Origin of the sequence: Neobacillus drentensis, assembly GCF_021560175.1 — a bacterium.
GTDB classification, from domain to species: Bacteria; Bacillota; Bacilli; order Bacillales; family Cytobacillaceae; genus Neobacillus; species Neobacillus drentensis_A.
In genome coordinates this window covers 2,760,676-2,778,923 of sequence record NZ_CP091110.1, presented here as the reverse complement: position 1 = coordinate 2,778,923, position 18,248 = coordinate 2,760,676, and the positions used below count along the sequence as shown (strand labels likewise).

Genomic DNA, 18,248 nt, shown 5'->3' with positions numbered 1-18,248 from the left:
TAATAAAACGAATGGGTTTCCGTTTTGTATCTCTTGTTACTCTTTTAAACCTTCACCCATCCCTTTTAACAGGTTAAATCCAAATCCTAACGCCCGGTTAATATCAGGATCCTTTAAGACCTTCATTAAATCAAAGAGTCCTAGCTTGGAATCGGCTTTTAATCCTTGTTCCGCCTTTTTCAATCCAGCCGTCAAGCTTTTGGCTAGCTTATTTGTTGTTTCCGGGTCCAGCTCAGTCAGAATTCCTCCTGCAGCCATCGCATTATTAATCATGTTTGTGACAGGTTGGCGTGTAAGTTGACCAACCGCAATTTTTGTTGCTTTCTCTTTCGCTTTTAGAAGACTTCCTAAAGCGTCCATAATACCGCTATCGTGTAATTCCTGTATCAGATTCAATGTCTCTAGCAATGAATCCTTATTTTGTGCAACCCCAGAGAGGAGATTCTCCAGGGAATGCATTTTCTTTTGTTCTTCAGTCAGTTCTGTCTTTTGAATAATTTTAATCGGTTTTGCCATTACGCATTCCTCCTGTCATAGAATCCAGGCTTAATATGTTCGTTGACACTGGCAATTGGAACATAATCACCGCGTTCCCACTTGCGATAGATTTCAAGGCCCATTTGCGGTATACGAGTCGCATTACGCGGATTGTACCTTGGAAGCGGATTTTCTCCGTCCAGTTCAAGGACTTCCATCCGCACTTTCACTTGTTTGTAAGCCGGTGTATGTGTCACGACATCAACTGCCCCACCAGTAAGAAGGTTAACCGCACTTTCGTGACTTGAGGAATGCATTGGTACATATACGGTTTTTCCTGTCACACGATCTGTTACAAGAACTGGTAGCTTAATAGCTCCGTACGGTGATAATAGACGTACAAGTGAACCGTCCTTTACACCGCGTTCTTTCGCAAGTTCCGGTGATACTTCAACGAAAACTTTCGGGAATTTATAGTTAAGTCCCTCTGATTTCTGTGTTAAGTTACCTTCATGGAAGTGCTCCAACAGACGTCCATTATCTAATGAAAGATCGAATTCTTTCGGAAACTCCATAGGCGGTACATAATTGAACAAACCGAACCGTGCTTTTTTATCTGGGAAAACAAAGCCGTCTTGGAAAAGCAGCGGTGTGTTCGATCCATCAAGAGATCCCCAGTGGAAACTGTTCCACCCTTCGAGAACATCATAGTTACACTGGCTGAAGAATGGGGTTAAGCTTGCCATTTCGGCAAAGATCTCACTTGGATGATTATAATTCCAATCAAAGCCCATCTTTTTAGCGAGCTGTGTAAGAATCCACCAGTCCGGTTTACTATCGCCTAGAGGCTGTAATGCTTGGTACAAGCGCTGCACGCGACGCTCGGTATTTGTAAAGGTTCCATCTTTTTCAAGAGAAGGAGTCCCTGGTAAAATAACATCTGCAAATTGGGCGGTTGTTGTTAAGAAGATCTCTTGTACGACAAGGAAATCTAACTTTGCAAGCATAGCCTGTGTATGATTCGAGTCAGCATCAACCCATGCCATATCCTCCCCAGCAATGAACATCGCTTTCATCTCGCCTTTATCAACAGCCCCGAGCATTTCAATATTGTCTAGACCTGGATTTACAGGGATTTCAACCCCATAAGCCTTTTCAAATTTCTCACGAATTTCGACATTTGTAACTGATTGATATCCTGGGAAGATATTTGGCATTGTTCCCATATCAGCTGCGCCTTGCACATTATTATGCCCGCGTAATGGGTAAGCACCAGCGTTTGGACGCATCATGTTGCCTGTTGCAAGAAGCAGGTTGGCAATCGCAACGGATGTGTGTGAACCTGCGATATTTTGCGTTACACCCATTCCCCAGCAAATCGTTGTTCCATCCGCATCACGGACCATTTCTGCCATTTGAATTAATGTTTCTTTTGCAATACCTGTAATCTTTTCTGCCTCTTCAAGACTATATGGCTCCATCATTTTTAAAAACTCGTCATAGTGATTGACATGTTCTGTGATAAATTTCACATCATGCCAGCCTTGGTCAATGATATACTTCGTAATAGCGGAAAGCCAAACATAGTCCGTTCCTTGTTTTGGACGAACAAACAAATCCGCACGGTCTCCCATTTCATGTCTGCGCACGTCAACGGTAATTAATTTTTGTCCGTGAAGTTTTTGCGCCCGTTTAATACGTGTGGCAAGTACAGGATGTCCTTCTGCAGGCGCGCATCCCACAAGGATGACAAGCCCTGCACCCGCGATATCCTGAATCGATCCAGAGTCGCCTCCGATGCCTCCCGTTTGCTGTAATCCCCATGAAGCAGGTGATTGGCAATAACGGGAGCAATTGTCCACATTATTGGTTCCAAACACTTGACGAGACAGCTTTTGGATGAGGTAGTTTTCCTCGTTCGTAATTTTAGATGACGAAATAAAACCAATCGCATCGCTACCATACTTTTCTTTTATACGGCCAAGCTTATTCGCAACGAGAGAAAGAGCCTCATCCCAACTTGCTTCCACAAATACATCACCTTTGCGGATTAAAGGTGCGGTGATCCGTTCTTGTGAATTGACAAAATCCCATCCAAATTTACCTTTTACACAGGTCGAAACACTGTTTACAGGGGCATTTTCAGATGGTTCAATTTTGAGAATTTCACGGTCTTTTGTCCAAACTTCAAATGAGCAGCCTACCCCGCAGAACGTACAAACGGTTTTTGTTTTCTCAATACGAGTTTCACGCATGGCTGCTTCTACTTCTGAAACTGCCATGATTGTTTGATAATCAGGCTCTACCGCTTTGACAATGTCGATCATGGGTGTAAGTAAGTCGTCAGAAATTCCGGTCATAAATCCAGCATTTCCCAGCATCGATTTTTCCATTAATGCGTTACAAGGACAAACGGACACACATTGACCACAGGATACGCAAGAGGATTCATTAATGCTTTTTCCTCCGTCCCATAAGACACGCGGCTGCCCGGTTTCCCAGTTGATGGTTAGCGTTTCATTCACTTGAAGATCTTGACATGTTTCCACACAACGGCCACACAAAATGCATTGATCAGGATCGTAGCGATAAAACGGGTGAGACATATCTACTTCATAGCCCTTTGAGCGATGCGGTCGTGTTTGATGTTCTATTCCCATCATTTCTGCTGTATTATGAACACGACAATTGCCATTGTTATTGTCACAAACTGTGCAATATAATAGATGGTTCTCCAGAATACGGTCCATTGCTTCCTCTTGGGCTTTCTTTGCAATCTCCGATGAGGTCATAATGTCCATGCCATCTTCCAGCACCGTTGAACATGCGCGCATAATGCTGCCATTTACTTCACACATACATGTATCGCAGCTCTGAACCGGACCCAAGACATCCGAATAGCAGATGTGTGGATGCTCCATTTCCTGTTGTAGTAAATAATCTAAAATACGCGTTCCTTTTTCTACCTCATGTTCTGTTCCATTAATAAACACATTTACCTTTTCTTTCACTGTACGTCCTCCTACGTTCAAAGCAAGCAAAGAATATCTATTTAACAACCAATAAGATCACATTTAATGACAATGTATCAGGTATTCTCTCTTACCTAAAACTAGTCCTTCTTTTTCTATAAAACTATTAATATGCATAATGTACAAAAACAAATACTAGTCGTTAACTAGCTTTTTTGATACTTGGCTTTGCTATTGCTAGTGTTTGAAAAGATTCTTTATGAATTATCCAATAGATGAAGGCAACAAAAACCGCACCTCCAATAGAATTTCCCATTAATACTGGGACAAAATTAATAAAATAATTTCCCCATGTAAAGTGCCCTGAGAAGATAGCTGCCGGGATTACGAACATGTTAGCTACAACTTGCTGAAAGCCGATCGCTACAAACCCCATAATCGGCAACCAAATGGCACACATTTTTCCAACAATATCATTTGAACCAAAAGCCATCCAAACAGCTAAGCAAACGAGCCAGTTACATCCAACGGCGGAAATGAAGCTTTGAATAAAGGTTTGGTGTATTTTCTCTTCTGCGATTGCAACGGTTTTGTTTAGGAAAGGACCTGTTTCCGTTAACCCGACTATGTGACCAAAGAAGTAGGCAACAAAGATTGCTCCAATAAAATTACTTATTAATAGTAAGAGCCAATTTTTCATTAACTGTACGATCGTCGCACGCTTTGCTAGAACGGCAATCGGAAGTGCCATCATATTTCCTGTTACCAATTCTCCCCCTGCAATTACGATTAATATTAGTCCTATTGGGAAAACCGCAGCACCTATTAGTGAGCTGAAGGAACCCCATTCCTCTGGTAAATTTGCCGTTACTCGAATATCTAAGAGGAATCCAAATGCAATAAAGGCTCCACCTAAAAATCCTAATAAAAGTGTATGTCCAAGCCTCATTGATGCCTTTTTGGCACCAGCCTCAACTGCTAATTCTACAATCCGCTTGGAACTATGAAACGCCATATTCTTTTCCTCCCGTTAGTTAATTCTAGAAGCATGGGGCGGTTCTCTTGCTCCTTTAGAAGCAGGAGAACCGTCCCCATGCTTCCCCTTGTTTCAAAAACGCAAAAAAGCCCACCATAAACCGGTTTTCATGCTAATGCATGTACCGTTTTATAGTGGGCTGATAGCTGAGCATTTTATCATACTAGCAATCTTTCCCGCCATAGACACTATGTCAAGACAGGATGCTGCAGTCAATTTTTTATTAACTGGCATCTATGAACTTGCCATACTCTATAAATCTATCTAATATTATCATGGAAAAGTACATTTGTGAACATTTTACGAATTTTTTTGTTTTTACATTCGGAAAAAATTTTTTTAAAAATATAACTTACCATTTCAAAAAAAATACATCCTCTTTATATAACTATGGTACTTGCCTGCCTTTAAGTTTCGAATGTATAGTCGTCTGGAGTTCTCTCACATTCGACTTTTTTCTCATTATTATAACTTCATCTATTATTTTTACTATCTGAAAATTGCTCTAAACAAGCGTTACCTTCTCTTTCTCCAATACTTCCTGTTTGATGTATTGATCGATTTGTTCCCAACTCCTATGTTTGGATGACTTCTCAACAGCCTCCATAATAGCTTGAGTAATGTAGCCATCCATAAAATTTGGAGAAGGCGTTTCCCCTTTTTCAATTCCATTCATCAAAGTAGCGATCAAATTAATGAAGGTATGCTCGTATCCAATAATATGCCCGGCAGGCCAATAGACTCCCGCAAATGGATGCGGCTCCTCGGTACAATTGATTTTCCGGAACCCTTGTAATCCGGGTTCATCAGAGGCGAGATAAACTTCTAACTCGTTTAAATTTTCGGCATTCCATTTAATCGAGCCCTTCTCCCCATTGATCTCAAATTTATTGGCATTTTTATTGCCTGCTGCAAATCGAGTGGCCTCGAATGTGCCCAGGGCTCCATTCTTGAATCTGGCCACAAAAATACTGGCATCATCCACTTCCACTTTTTTGAATTCGGTCGTAGAAGCGATACCACTTAAGCCTGAACTGTCCGCCACTGCCGGACGTTCTTTAATGAAAGTTTCCAGCACACCAGAAACCTCTTCGAACTCTCCCACTAGGAAACGCGCCAGATCGATTAAATGGGCGGCTAAATCGCCGTGTGACCCGGAACCGCAAACCGATTTCTCCAGTCTCCAAACCAAAGGGAAGTTCGGGTCCATGATCCAATCTTGAAGATAATTAGCCCGGATATGATAAATCTTGCCTAGTTTCCCTTCATCAATTAGTTTTTTCGCAAACTGAACTGCAGGAGCAAACCGATAATTATAATTCACCATATGAACGACCTTATTTTTCCTTACTGCTTCGAGCATTCTCTTCGATTCGTCCAGCGTCAGCGAAAGCGGTTTCTCGCAAAAGACATGCTTACCCGCTTCGGCCGCAGCAATCGCGATTTCTGCATGACTGTTATTCGGAGTCACAATATCAATCAAGTCGATATCATCCCTGGCGATCAATTCCCTCCAATCGGTTTCATTACTATTCCAGCCGTATTGCTCTGCCGCTTCCCGGACTCCCGCTTCATTTCTTCCACAAATGGCTTGTTTTATTGGTTTGACTCCCAATTGAAAGAAAGTGGATAGACCTTGATAGGCATGCGAATGAGCCTTTCCCATGAATTTATAGCCGACCAGCCCGATTCTGACTTCTTTCCTTATGCCCACCATAATTCCTTAGCCCCCTCTTGAATCACCATATCCTTGAGGAATGTAACCGCTTTACTAAACCCTTCTTCTACACTCATAAGCCCGTCTTCATGTTCAATGCTAATAGCCCCTTGGTATCCGACGACTTGAAGAGTACTAATGATCTCCCTCCATACCTCTTCTCCATGACCATATCCGACGGTTCTAAATACCCAGGATCGGTTTGCGATATCGCGGTAGGATTTGGTATCAAGAACCCCATTCAAAAGACAGTTTTGGTTATCGATCTTCGTGTCTTTCGCGTGGAAATGGACGATTGCCTCTCCTAATGCCTTTATACTGGCGACCGGATCCATTCCTTGCCAGAAGTAGTGGCTTGGATCAAAGTTAATGCCGATTCGCTCGCCGCACTCCTTGCGTAAGCGCAAAGCCGATTCCGTATTATAGACCACGAAGCCTGGGTGTGGTTCGATGGCCACGCGAACATTACACTCCTCTAACAGTTCCACCTGTCTCTTCCAATATGGGATGACTTTCTTTTCCCACTGCCACTGAACCACCTGGGAAAAGTCATCTGGCCAAGGATTTGTGATCCATACTGGGTGTTGTGAAAAGTCCGATTCACCTGGACATCCCGCGAAAGTAACCACACTTTCTACACCCAAAACAGATGCAAGCTTAACGGTATCAACAAATACGTCATGGTGTTCATAGGCGATCTCTGTATTTGGATGCAGCGGATTTCCATGACAGCTTAATGCACTGATTTTGATCCCTCTTGATTCGAATGCTTGTTTAAATTGCGCCAATTTGGTTCGATCTCCAAGTAATTCCTTCGGGTTACAATGGGCATTTCCGATATAGCCTCCTGTACCAATTTCGACTGTGTCCAACCCGCTTTCCTTTACGTGATCCAACATTTCGCCTAATGACATTTTAGAAAATAATACCGCAAATACACCTAGTTTCATTCTTCTCCACTCCTATCAATTATTTTTCGGAACCTGCTGTGATTCCACTTACTATATACTTTTGCAACAGCAAGAATAAGAGAATGATTGGTGCTGCTGCAATAGTAGAAACCGCCATCAAATTATCCCATTGCGTTCCATACTGACCGATAAACTTCGTTAACCCCATGGTCAGTGGTCTGATTTTTTCATCTGTTGCTAGAGTTAACGCGAATATGAGGTCACCCCAAGCAAACAAAAAGCTAAATGTCCCTACAGTTAGAACAGAAGGTTTCGTTAAAGGCAAAATAATCCGCAAAAATGCTGTAAATCGATTACAGCCATCCACTACCGCAGCATCCTCCAACCCCTTTGGAATTGATAAAAAGAAGGGCCTCATGACCACAATCGCAAATGGAAGTGCGGTGGTTGTGTTTCCGATAATCAAAGCCATATAACTATTTAATAGACCAAGCTTCGTAAACAAGATGAATAGAGGCATGGCGGTCATAATGCCTGGGATCATCTGTGTAACTAGTAAAATTAATAGTAAAATCGATGCTCCCTTTAACCGAAAACGTGCGATGGCATAGGCACATGGCAAGCTAATAAGTAACGTCAAAGCTGCCGTACCAATCGCGACAATAAAGGAGTTCCTTAGGTAAGGCAGAAGACTTTGGTCTTCGATTAAATTCTTTACATAGGCATCGAATCGAATCGTTTCCGGAATGATCATCGGTGGTGTGGCAAAAACATCCTGAATGGGCTTGACCGATGTTGTCACCATCCAGTAAATCGGAAATAAAAAGATGATGGTTATCAGGATGGCAGCAAGAAGTAATAAATACTGCTTGACCGTATACTTCTTCACGCTGACTCCTCCTTCTTAACCAAATATAAGTAAACGAGTGAAAAACACATCAATATGACGAGAATAATTGTCGCAACGGCACCGCTTGCACCAAAGTTAAAGTTCACAAACGCCTGCTCATAGCCAAAGAATGGCAGCACCTGGGTTGCGTTTACCGGTCCACCGCCCGTCATGACTAAAATAATGTCAAACACTTTAAAAGTATAAATAATACCTAATACTAGGATGACGAAAAGTGTTGGCTTTAAAAGTGGCAATGTGATTTTGCGGAATGTCTGGAATCTATTTGCCCCATCTATTTTTGCTGCTTCATATACATCGAGTGGAAGCGCTTGTAGCGCAGATAATATCAGGATCATATTAAAAGGAATCCCTATCCAAATGTTTGTCACGATCACTGCAGCTAACGCTGTACTTTCTTGTCCCAGCCAATTGACCGGCTTATCAATGAAATGAAAATTCATGAGAAGTTCATTGATGACACCATAGTCAACATCGAATAACCATTTAAATAGAGTTCCAGTGATGACTAATGGAGTCATCCAAGCTAGTAGAAAAATAGAACGAAAGAAATTTCGGAATGGAAATTGCTGATTGAAAAAAACAGCTAATAAGTATCCAAACACTACTTGGAAAACGATACACACACCTGTGTAAATAAATGTATTTTTTAACGCAATCCCAAACTTTTCTGATTTGATTACTTCGAGGTAATTTTCCAAGCCTATAAAAGTACCGCCAGTTTTTAAATTAAGTATGGTTAGATTTTGAAAACTGACAATAATGTTATAGATGATTGGGTACACCATAAAGCAGATGATGAATAATACTGCAGGGAGGATAAAAAGATAGAGTGGTAAGCTTTGCTTCAACACAGAAAACTTTACCACGCTATTGCCGGCCTCTGTTCTGTTGATGGTATTGGTATTGGTTTTAGTTGAACTGTACATACTGAACCCCCTTAAACGGGAGAGAAAAAAACTCTCCCATTTATTACTTAGGTAATAGTGGCTTAATTTTATCTGCCGTAGAACCCATAACTTTTTTCACATTTTCCCCTGTGATGGAACGTTGGATGGCTTCTTGGATGGAGGTAGAAATTTCAGGATACTTTGTTCCGTACGCACGTGGTTTGGCGGTTTTCAATTGCTCCATATAACTCTTCACGTTCTCGTCCTTCGCCCATTCATATTGAGTATCAGACGCGACATCTTCCCTGCTTGGTAATCTTCCGCCAAGTTCATGCATTGGTCCTAGGACCTCCGGCTTCTGCGTCCACTTGAGGAAATCCCATGCTGCTTTTTTGTGCTGAGAATTGGCAGTGATTGCCCAGTTTTCCCCTCCAAGGACGGAAGCGGATTGCTTATCGCTTGGCATCAGGAACACACCCCAATTAATGTCCTTTGATTTTTCCTTTAATATAGGAATCTGCCAAGGTCCATTTTCCATCATTGCCGCCTTTTGGGTTTGGAACTGCACCAATACATCCGACTGATCCCAGTTGATCATATTCTTTGATAATGAACCATCCTTCACAAGGCCTTGAATATAGCCCATTGACTTTTGGGCTTCTGGACTATCAAAGGTGTTAATATCAGCGCCGGCTGACCATAACCAAGGCAAGAACTGGAATGTCCCTTCTTCGCTTTTCTTTCCAGCCATCGCAAACCCTTTGACATCCCCTTTTGTTAACTGCTTAGCCGTTTCTGCAAACTGATCCCATGTTTTAGGTAACTCCGTTATACCGGCTTGCTTAAATAAGTCCTTGTTGTAATAGATAGCCAAGGCGTTGCTGTTATTTGGAATCCCATAATACTTGCCATTCAGTTTGGCCGAATCCATAGGTCCTTGAAAATATTTATCCGCCTGGCCCCATGCTTCGACTTCCTTCGTTATATCGGCAAACACACCCGCTTCAGCAAAGGCCTGATGATCCGGGTTATCAATGACCACGATATCAGGCAGTTCATTGCCTGCTACACCTTGAAGTAACTTTGTTTTCAAATCGGCAAAAGGTATATACGTTCTCTCTAACTTGATATTTGGATTTTCTTTTTCATATTTATTAATCAATGCTACCTGCTCACGCGCTGATGAGGAATCGGGTGCTAGATAATCCCATATTTTGATGATTACTTTCCCATCTTTCGTTGTGGCTTCCGTGGAAGAAATGGAAGAATTGCTACAAGCCGCTAATAAAATAAGCATCAGAATACTTGCGAAAATCAGAATTTTATTTTTCATCTAGGAAATCACACTCCTTATCCCTAGCATCTCTTGAACATCGATTTCTTTATTTTGTTGGATGGATTGTAAGGCTGCACCCACTAAAGCGAAGCTTTGAATATTATCTGATAGAACCGTTGATGGGATTCTGCCTTGTTTAATGGCTTGTACCATTTCGAAAATGGAGTACGCTCGGTCCTCAAATTCCATTTCCTCTAGCTCTAGTTGTTTGGTTTCGCTGTTTTCAAGCGTTATCGTGGGACAATTATCATTCAATTCAATAACACCTCTTTCTCCAACCAATTTAAAATCTCCATTCCAAGGTGTCTCTTTCCCTCTTGTTACCCAACTTCCGAAGTAATTGATCAGAATATCCTCAAAGCTCAAGATTAGACTTGCAGCACTATTGCCGTTAAACCAACTCCAGGATGGTTTTAAGCTTTTAGCAAATACAGTGGAAGGATTTACACCGAGCAGGTATCTCATTAAGTCAAAGTGATGAATGCTCATATCCTCAATTAAAATTTCGGAATACTGATCTCGCCAGCCTCCGAACTTGGTTGCCCGGCGAAAGTTCCATTCCACATATTCTACTTTTCCAATAACATTTTCATCTAGTGCCTTTTTTACAGCTTGTATTTCTGGTCTCCAGCGATAATTTTGGCTAATCATAATGAATTTCTTGTATGTGCCGGACTTTTCTAGCAGTTCTTTAGCGTCTTCAAATTTTTGAGCGATTGGTTTTTCCATAAAGACATATAAGTCATAGGCTAATGCATCAAGCGCCAGCTTCTTATGCGTCTGCGGCGGGGTGACAATCACAGCGATGTCTGCCTTACTTTTAGCAAAAGCTTCTATGTGGTCCGTGTAGTATTGGGGGGAATTATTTTGAATAAACTGCTTCGCATTTTCAAGATTTTCTGGATTGACATCAACTACTGCAACTAATTCGATTTCTTGAAACTTATCCAATATTTCAAGCCAAGAGGATCCGAATCCCCCTGTTCCAACTTGTATCGCCTTTAATTTATCCATTGTCCGTCTCCTTTGTTATAATTTTCTGTTATTTGAGTAACGTACATCATTTTGTGCCAAAGGATGAAAATCTAATTAAGTGATGCTTAATGATTTACTTTCAGGTAACCCAAATAGTTAAATTTGTATAATAAATCCTTAGCATTCAAATGATGTACGTTCATCATTTTATTCAAAAATAAAGTGTCTTTTGTGTGCAATCATAGGGAGAATAGGTATTGTATTACTTATGTATTTTCTAGAAGGAGAAGTAGGGAAAGGCCGCCATAATGAAACACTTTCATTTTAAAATAAATAAAAGTTCTCTTCCAATTATGTAAACCTAGATGAAATGATGAGAATTGAGTTCTCTATTATTGGTATGATAGGAGAAATTTACTCGAAGGAAAAACTTATGATTCTTAAATTAGCGCATTGAATTCACCCCCCAACTCATTTCGTGAAGATAAACATCACACAAATCAATTAATTCTGAAAATTAGGTGATTTATAATCCTATCTTAAAGGCTTTTATGATGTACGTCAATCATTTTTTATAAATTAATAGTTAATATAGTACTTTGCATTTGCCTTTGTCACAATTTCTAACTTTATAATGGTATCACTTTGATCCCTTCTATCTTCTAGAACCACATACTCAAATACCTTTTGTACCATCCACCTTGCTTGACTAGAGGGATCTTGACAAATGACTGATTTAATTACATTATTTTGAAGGTAAAGATGAATTTTTTCACTCATATCATGACCAATCACGATTTTGTTATTCTTATAGTTTTTATGATCAATATAATCGGCAATTTCACCCAGCACGCCATTCGCTACATAAATCGCATCACTTGAAAGCAGCATATTGCTTTTCCATTCCTCAGAAAGTTGGATATTATCGCTCATGACTGGAATTGTTTGTATATTCATTTGCCCCTTTTGCTTCGCAAAATAATCCCTAAATCCTTTTTCCTTATTAATCATTTGATAGGTATTTTCATCTTCTCTAATGATGACAACATTTTGCAATTCCTTTGTAAATGATTGAATTAGCTCCGCAGCTAAATATCCAGCGGAATAGTAATCTGTTCCTACAAACGAGATTCTGTTGCTTTTGGGTACATCGTTATTTAATGTGAATATTGGGATACCCTTTCGGACACCATCATTTATTATTCCGACATAAGGATCAGCATCGTGAGGAGAAATGACGAATGCATCAAAAACATTCTGTTCGAGCAAGTCTTTGATAAATCCGATTTGAATCTCTTTTGGGATTGTATCTACTCGAAAAATTTGTACGTTCAATCCAAAATCTTCATATAACTTTGCTGAGTTGATAATTTCTCGTTCTAATTCGTCCCAAAAATAGCGTGGAATAACAGGTAAAATGAAGGCGACATTCATACTTTTTTGTGTAGCCAAAAATTTGGCTGCTGCATTTGGTCTGTAGCCTAATTCGGCTGCTTTTTCTTTCACTCTTCTGATTGTCTTTTCACTTACTCCGCTTCTGTTATTCAATACTCGATCTACGGTGGCCGTAGATATTCCTAATTCTTTCGCGATCATTTTTGCCGTAACTTTCATTCTAGACCACCTTCCTATTTTTCATTGTATTCTAGATATAACATACAAATAGAGATTTTCGCTATAGAAAAAGTCGCATTCTTCAAAAAATTATTGTGAAATTATGCTTCCAAGTCAACAAACTGTTCAAAATGCTTGTTGAATCCCAGTTCCACTTTATATCAAAAATCTAATACTTTTTCATATAAAAGGCATCATCTACTTCGAAGATGATACCTTTAATACCATATCTTCCCGTTTGAGCATTAGCAATCACACCTTCTCGGCTAATAAACGCTAGATACAGAAAAAGCCTGCTTTTTCATGAAGTTACTTTCCTCTATTTATATATCAAATTTAGAATCGTCGGTCCGATTTAATAAAAAGTCGGCCGGCTCTTTTCCGTATAAATACAAACGATGCATCGGCCTTGTCATCGCTACATACAACAATTTAATGTCCAGGTCTGCTAGTGAATACGCCTCCTCCAAGCATACGAGCAAAACAGAATCAAACTCAAGGCCTTTTGATAAATAAGAAGGTAAAATCACGACATGCCCCTTCTTCATTTCTTCTTTTTCCTCTAACAACTGAATCGGCAGATGACTATTTTCGAAGAGCTGGTAAATTCTTTCGCTTTCTTTATCCGTCCGTCCAATTATGGCGATCGAGTGCAGTTCTTCCTCTTTGAGTGAAGTAATATCTTGTTCGAGCAGTAGCCTGACCTGTTCATACTCCGAAGGGTCTATCGTTTTAAACAGTGGTTTTTGCCCATGACGAATAACAGGTTCGACCTTAGGCAATTCTTGGTCCATGAACATCAGGATTTCATTCGCTAAATTCATGACTTCGACCGTCGTTCGATAGCTTTTTTGTAAGGCTTGATAATTTGCATTCGGGAAGATCTCTTTCAATACTGGTGTCCAGCTATTTAAACCACGATAGGAATGAATTCCTTGGGCTAAATCTCCGACAATTGTAAACAAGTCCGTCTCAAAGCCTTCCTTTAAAGCCGCAAATTGAAAATAGCTATAATCCTGCGCTTCATCAATGAATATACTGCGCATTTTATATTTATCATCGATGCCTTCCAGCTTTGATTTCATGAAAAAGATCGGCGCCAAATCCTCCAATTCATACGCACCACGTTCAAAGATCCTCACACAGTACTTACTAAGGACCTTACATTCTTTATCTGAAAGAGTAGAGGAATGCTTTTTTAGTAATGCAGGAGAAGACATAAGTTCTCTGTAAAGGGTGAAAATATCCTTCATGACAAAGGCATCCATATATTTTTTTACAGCGGTCTTTGCCTCTTGTTCTACCCTCTTTTTTCTCTCTTCCTTTCGTTCCATTAAGGAAACAACAAGTTGCTGCCTTTTTTCTGATTTCATTTTCGTGTTATAAAGGGCTTTCTCCAGTGCTTCCTCGTATTTTTTGTTCAGATTCGTTAACATAATCGCCTTTTTCTTTTTTAGATCATCTTCTAACAGGTTTTTTATTTTTCCAAGCCTTTTGTAGATGGGCAGATACGTGTATTCTTTTAAAAATAGTTTTTTCAATTTTAGGCCCTTCATCAGAACGGATTTTTCAACGACAAAATCTTCATGTGGGGCAAGATTCTCTTCCAATTCATTGATATATCGCTGGATTAGTTCCTTAAATTCGAGTGAGCCCTTGAAGCTTGAAATCCATTGCATCGATTTGGTGGTTCGGTTCGCTTCTAAAAGCTTGATCAGCTTAGAATTTGGCGAAAATAGTTTGAGTTTAGAATCCAAGCAGCTTCTCATAAAGTCTATATAGGTGGTTTGATTAATCTTGTTGACCCCTAATTCCGGTAAGACGGCCGAGATATACTCAATAAATAGTCGGTTAGGTGCCAGTATCATTAATTTTTCTGGAGGAAATCGAAACCCAAAGGAATAGAGAAAGTAGGAGATTCTATGGAGTGCAATCGTTGTTTTCCCGCTTCCGGCCGCCCCTTGGACGATAATCGGGTGCGTTAAAGAAGCCCGGATCACTTCATTTTGTTCATTTTGAATCGTCGCAACGATTTCTGTTAAGCGATTGTCAGCTTTTCCTGACAACGATTTCTGCAACAGTTCATCGTGGGTGGTTAAATCGATGTCTCTGATGTCTTTTAATAATCCATCGATGATCTCATACTGCCTTTTTAAGGCTAAGTAACCGGTTTGTGTTTCCCCGTATGCTTCATAGGAAACCTCTCCCAGCCGGCCGTCATAATAGACATTGGCAATCGGTGATCTCCAATCGACGATAATGGGCTGCTGCGAGACACGGTCAAACAATGACACTTTACCTATGTACAAAACTTCTTCTGTATTCGTGCTAGTGCTCGTAAAGTCAATCCTTGAAAAATAAGGTTTACCGATGACACTTTCTAACCTTTTCAGTTCACTTTCAGCCAATTCAAGAAAATTGGCATTCGCGAGGAGATCAGTGTAACTGGTACTGCTATCGTTAGAATTCAGCTCGGCAAACGATTGTTTCATACTTTCAACAGCAAACTCTTTATTTTCTTTCGATATGTCTAAAACGGTTCGTATATATTCCTTCGTAAACTCTAAGCGCTCTACTTCTGCTTGGTAGTCTTTATGGTCTCGGGCTGACACTTGATCTTTGGCACTCATCCTTTTTACACCTCACCTCTCCATACCATTTTGAAATCTTGGGATAATAAGAGTAAACGAAGTCTTTTCTTCCGTCAAGTTTTCCACATGGTTAAATCCATCCTTTTCAATCGAAAGGATGGATTTTTTTTGTGCTTTATTATTACCTTTTCGTTAATTCATATATCGATATTCCCTCAGTTGATTTAAAATAGAAATCTCCTGTAATAGTTCTTTACCTGTATTTGTTTCTCTAACCTTTTTTCGTACCAGTTCTTTATCGACTACTCTTTTTACTGATAAGACATCCGTGCCGTCACATAAGACATCTTCTTTGGAATGAAACTGTTTATGGGCAACTAATTGCATACCGTAGGAATTATAAAGCAGTGTATATCCTGCAATACCTGTTACAGATTGATAGGGTTTGGAAAAACCGCCATCGATGACAATCATTCTTCCATTCGCTTTGATCGGATTTTCTCCCTCAATTTCTTTTACGGGCGTATGTCCGTTGATAATATGCCCCTGCTCAGGGTCGAGATCAAATTCAGCCAGTAACTTTTTACAAATATCTTCGTTTTCTCGTAAGTAATAATAAGGGTTCTTTTTCTCCTTATGTGTTTCCTTTTCCTTAATAAAGTATCTTTCAAAGGTGGTCATTGCTCTTTTTCCAAACAGGGATGAGTATTCTCCGGTCCATAAATACCATACCATATCTGTTGCCAAGTCATCTGTCATTTCCGGGTGTTTAAAAGCATATCGCAAATAATATTCAAACGTATCAAGTAATTCACGGCCTGCATATGTTTTATTTTCAATCGTCATTTTTTCCATATTTCCTTCATCATCTAAAGGAATACAACCATGAATTAACAAGTTACCGTTATATTTCAAATAAAGGCTGCCTTTCTTCATTAGAAAATTCATATGTCTAGCCAGCTTTTCAGAATGCTGAACGGAAAATAGCAACTTGTCGATCACTTGTTGTTCTTCATCTAATAATTGATATGGCTGATTTGGATTAACCGTTGCAAAGCAGCTATTTTCTAGCGGGTAGGTTTTCCCGTTGATCGTTATTTCGTTCTTTTCATAATCAATTTTCTCAAGTAATTGCCTTTCTGACATATTAAAATTCGGGCGCCGCTTGATGATTGGGATTTCCAGCTTGAATTGAATCATGGCGATGGCTTGATGAATTTTTGTAATTTGCAGTTGTTCATAGTCAGATAATTTTTTTTCGGAATGGACTTTCGGTCTAAATGCTGGATTATCTTCGTAATACTTTTCCGCTAAATTAAGTAATGGTCTTAGATTGATTCCATATACGTCCTCAATAATATCCAAATTATCGTATCTAGCACAAATACGAATAATATTCGCGAGGCATACCTTTGACCCTGAAAAAGCCCCCAGCCATAGGACATCATGGTTTCCCCACTGAATATCGACCGAATGGTAACCGATCAGCGTTTCGATAATTTTATCGGGCTCAGGTCCACGATCATAAATATCCCCCACTACATGTAGATGGTCAACTACTAATCTCTGTGTCGTATAAGCAAGACCTATGATCAGCTTTTCGGCCTGTCCTAAAGAAATGATTTGCTGGACAATTTTCGAATAATAATCATCCTTATTGGTGGAATCATTTTTTTTGTAAAGCAACTCTTCAATCATGTAGACAAACTGATTTGGTAAAGCTTTGCGTAACTTAGAGCGTGTGTATTTAGAAGAGGCATACGAAATAAGCTTAATCATTCGCACAATAATTTCTGTATACCATTTATTTAACTCTAATTCATTATAAAAATGATTTTTTATGAGCTGAAGTTTTTCTTCAGGGTAATAAATTAAGGTTGCAAATTCATTCCGTTGGTTTTCCGATAAGATATATTGAAACAGGTCATTGATTTTCTCTTTTACCTTACCAGAACCATTTCTTAATACATGCTGGAAGGCTTGGTACTCGCCATGTAAATCACTGACAAAGTGTTCAGTCCCTTTTGGCAGATTTAGGATGGATTCGAGATTAATAATTTCTGTTACTACTTTTTCAGCACTATCATATTTTTGAGCTAATAAATCCAGATATTTTGCATTCACGAATATGTATCCCCTTTCAAAATCGACTATGTATTCTCCTTTTACTAAATTCTTACTTCCTATTATACTGGAAAAATAGAATATATTTAATTTCTTACTACATATTTTTATCATTTTATTTATTTTAATAGAGAAAACTTCGTTATGTACATAAGGCCTATGCACACATGGGCCTTTACCTATCATGCATAATGATAAGTGTGAGGTATTATTTTATCTGATATAATGATTGTTAAAATAATTTTTTTAAAAGAGTGATTCAGTTGGCAAGAGAACGATCATCTACTAACAAAACTTCCCATAACTTGAGGAAAACCTATTTCTTTTCTGCAGTGGTTGTGATTTTTTTGGGGCTTGCTTCTCGAAAATACGGCCCATATCTGCCTTTATTTCTAGCCGAGAATGCCGGCGATGCGCTGTGGGCCATGATGGTCTATTTTGGCTTTCGCTTCCTGCTGGCCAGAAAGAACGTGCAAATCAGCATCTTTTGCAGTTTGTTGTTTAGCTTTATGATTGAATTCTCGCAACTTTATCAAGCAGAGTGGATCAATCAAATCCGCAGTATGTGGCTCGGTGCTCTGGTGTTAGGCAAGGGGTTCCTAACAGCAGATCTTGTTCGCTATACCGTTGGGATCCTCATTGCGGCATTTTTAGATTTACTATTGATCCGGAACCATCGGTTTTCCAAGTAGGTT

The 18,248-nt window shown here is 39.6% G+C and carries 13 protein-coding genes; 1 reads left to right on the top strand and 12 read right to left on the bottom strand.

Annotated elements, in window-relative coordinates; all coding sequences use genetic code 11:
• Positions 1-36: 36 nt before the first annotated feature.
• The 12 genes from L1999_RS12880 to L1999_RS12825 all read right to left on the bottom strand — a co-directional run bounded on the left by L1999_RS12880 (position 37) and on the right by L1999_RS12825 (position 17,553).
• A complete protein-coding gene (locus tag L1999_RS12880; protein WP_235743905.1) occupies positions 37-516 on the bottom strand; it encodes a helical membrane plugin domain-containing protein in 480 nt (159 codons plus the stop codon).
• Complete coding sequence (gene fdhF / locus L1999_RS12875) at positions 516-3,488, bottom strand: formate dehydrogenase subunit alpha (RefSeq protein ID WP_430540017.1); 2,973 nt, start codon at positions 3,486-3,488, stop codon at positions 516-518. Before fdhF ends, L1999_RS12880 begins: the two co-directional genes overlap by 1 nt.
• A gap of 163 nt (positions 3,489-3,651) precedes the next feature.
• The gene (locus L1999_RS12870) at positions 3,652-4,464 is read right to left on the bottom strand and encodes a formate/nitrite transporter family protein (protein ID WP_235743904.1); all 813 of its coding nucleotides are present in this window, start codon (positions 4,462-4,464) and stop codon (positions 3,652-3,654) included.
• A 526-nt stretch (positions 4,465-4,990) separates the two neighbouring features.
• The gene (locus L1999_RS12865) at positions 4,991-6,202 is read right to left on the bottom strand and encodes a Gfo/Idh/MocA family protein (protein WP_235743903.1); all 1,212 of its coding nucleotides are present in this window, start codon (positions 6,200-6,202) and stop codon (positions 4,991-4,993) included.
• A complete protein-coding gene (locus L1999_RS12860) occupies positions 6,190-7,152 on the bottom strand; it encodes a sugar phosphate isomerase/epimerase family protein (protein ID WP_235743902.1) in 963 nt (320 codons plus the stop codon). The genes L1999_RS12865 and L1999_RS12860 overlap by 13 nt, the downstream gene beginning before the upstream one ends.
• A 19-nt stretch (positions 7,153-7,171) precedes the next feature.
• Entirely contained in the window at positions 7,172-8,002 is an 831-nt protein-coding gene (locus L1999_RS12855; protein ID WP_235743901.1) for a carbohydrate ABC transporter permease, read from the bottom strand.
• Complete coding sequence (locus L1999_RS12850) at positions 7,999-8,952, bottom strand: carbohydrate ABC transporter permease (protein ID WP_235743900.1); 954 nt, start codon at positions 8,950-8,952, stop codon at positions 7,999-8,001. The genes L1999_RS12855 and L1999_RS12850 overlap by 4 nt, the downstream gene beginning before the upstream one ends.
• Before the next feature lie 43 nt (positions 8,953-8,995).
• Entirely contained in the window at positions 8,996-10,246 is a 1,251-nt protein-coding gene (locus tag L1999_RS12845; RefSeq protein WP_235743899.1) for a sugar ABC transporter substrate-binding protein, read from the bottom strand.
• Positions 10,247-11,263 (bottom strand): Gfo/Idh/MocA family protein, encoded by a 1,017-nt coding sequence (locus L1999_RS12840; RefSeq protein ID WP_235743898.1) that lies wholly within the window; start codon positions 11,261-11,263, stop codon positions 10,247-10,249.
• 540 nt (positions 11,264-11,803) lie between these two features.
• A complete protein-coding gene (locus L1999_RS12835) occupies positions 11,804-12,838 on the bottom strand; it encodes a LacI family DNA-binding transcriptional regulator (protein WP_235743897.1) in 1,035 nt (344 codons plus the stop codon).
• 323 nt (positions 12,839-13,161) lie between these two features.
• On the bottom strand, positions 13,162-15,468 hold the full coding sequence (gene helD, locus L1999_RS12830; RefSeq protein ID WP_235743896.1) for an RNA polymerase recycling motor HelD: 2,307 nt from the start codon (positions 15,466-15,468) through the stop codon (positions 13,162-13,164).
• 153 nt (positions 15,469-15,621) lie between these two features.
• Positions 15,622-17,553, bottom strand: a complete 1,932-nt coding sequence (locus L1999_RS12825) for a fructose-1,6-bisphosphatase (RefSeq protein ID WP_235743895.1) — start codon at positions 17,551-17,553, stop codon at positions 15,622-15,624.
• Between the two features lie 263 nt (positions 17,554-17,816).
• Here L1999_RS12825 and L1999_RS12820 point away from each other — a divergent pair, with 263 nt between their 5' ends.
• Entirely contained in the window at positions 17,817-18,245 is a 429-nt protein-coding gene (locus L1999_RS12820; RefSeq protein ID WP_430540016.1) for a ribosomal maturation YjgA family protein, read from the top strand.
• The last annotated feature ends 3 nt before the right edge of the window (positions 18,246-18,248 follow it).

Coding starts and splice junctions, on each gene's coding strand:
- L1999_RS12880 (WP_235743905.1), bottom strand. CDS start 516: ATGGCAAAACCGATTAAAATTATTCAAAAGACAGAACTGACTGAAGAA.
- L1999_RS12870 (WP_235743904.1), bottom strand. CDS start 4,464: ATGGCGTTTCATAGTTCCAAGCGGATTGTAGAATTAGCAGTTGAGGCT.
- L1999_RS12865 (WP_235743903.1), bottom strand. CDS start 6,202: ATGGTGGGCATAAGGAAAGAAGTCAGAATCGGGCTGGTCGGCTATAAA.
- L1999_RS12860 (WP_235743902.1), bottom strand. CDS start 7,152: ATGAAACTAGGTGTATTTGCGGTATTATTTTCTAAAATGTCATTAGGC.
- L1999_RS12850 (WP_235743900.1), bottom strand. CDS start 8,952: ATGTACAGTTCAACTAAAACCAATACCAATACCATCAACAGAACAGAG.
- L1999_RS12845 (WP_235743899.1), bottom strand. CDS start 10,246: ATGAAAAATAAAATTCTGATTTTCGCAAGTATTCTGATGCTTATTTTA.
- L1999_RS12840 (WP_235743898.1), bottom strand. CDS start 11,263: ATGGATAAATTAAAGGCGATACAAGTTGGAACAGGGGGATTCGGATCC.
- L1999_RS12835 (WP_235743897.1), bottom strand. CDS start 12,838: ATGAAAGTTACGGCAAAAATGATCGCGAAAGAATTAGGAATATCTACG.
- helD (WP_235743896.1), bottom strand. CDS start 15,468: ATGAGTGCCAAAGATCAAGTGTCAGCCCGAGACCATAAAGACTACCAA.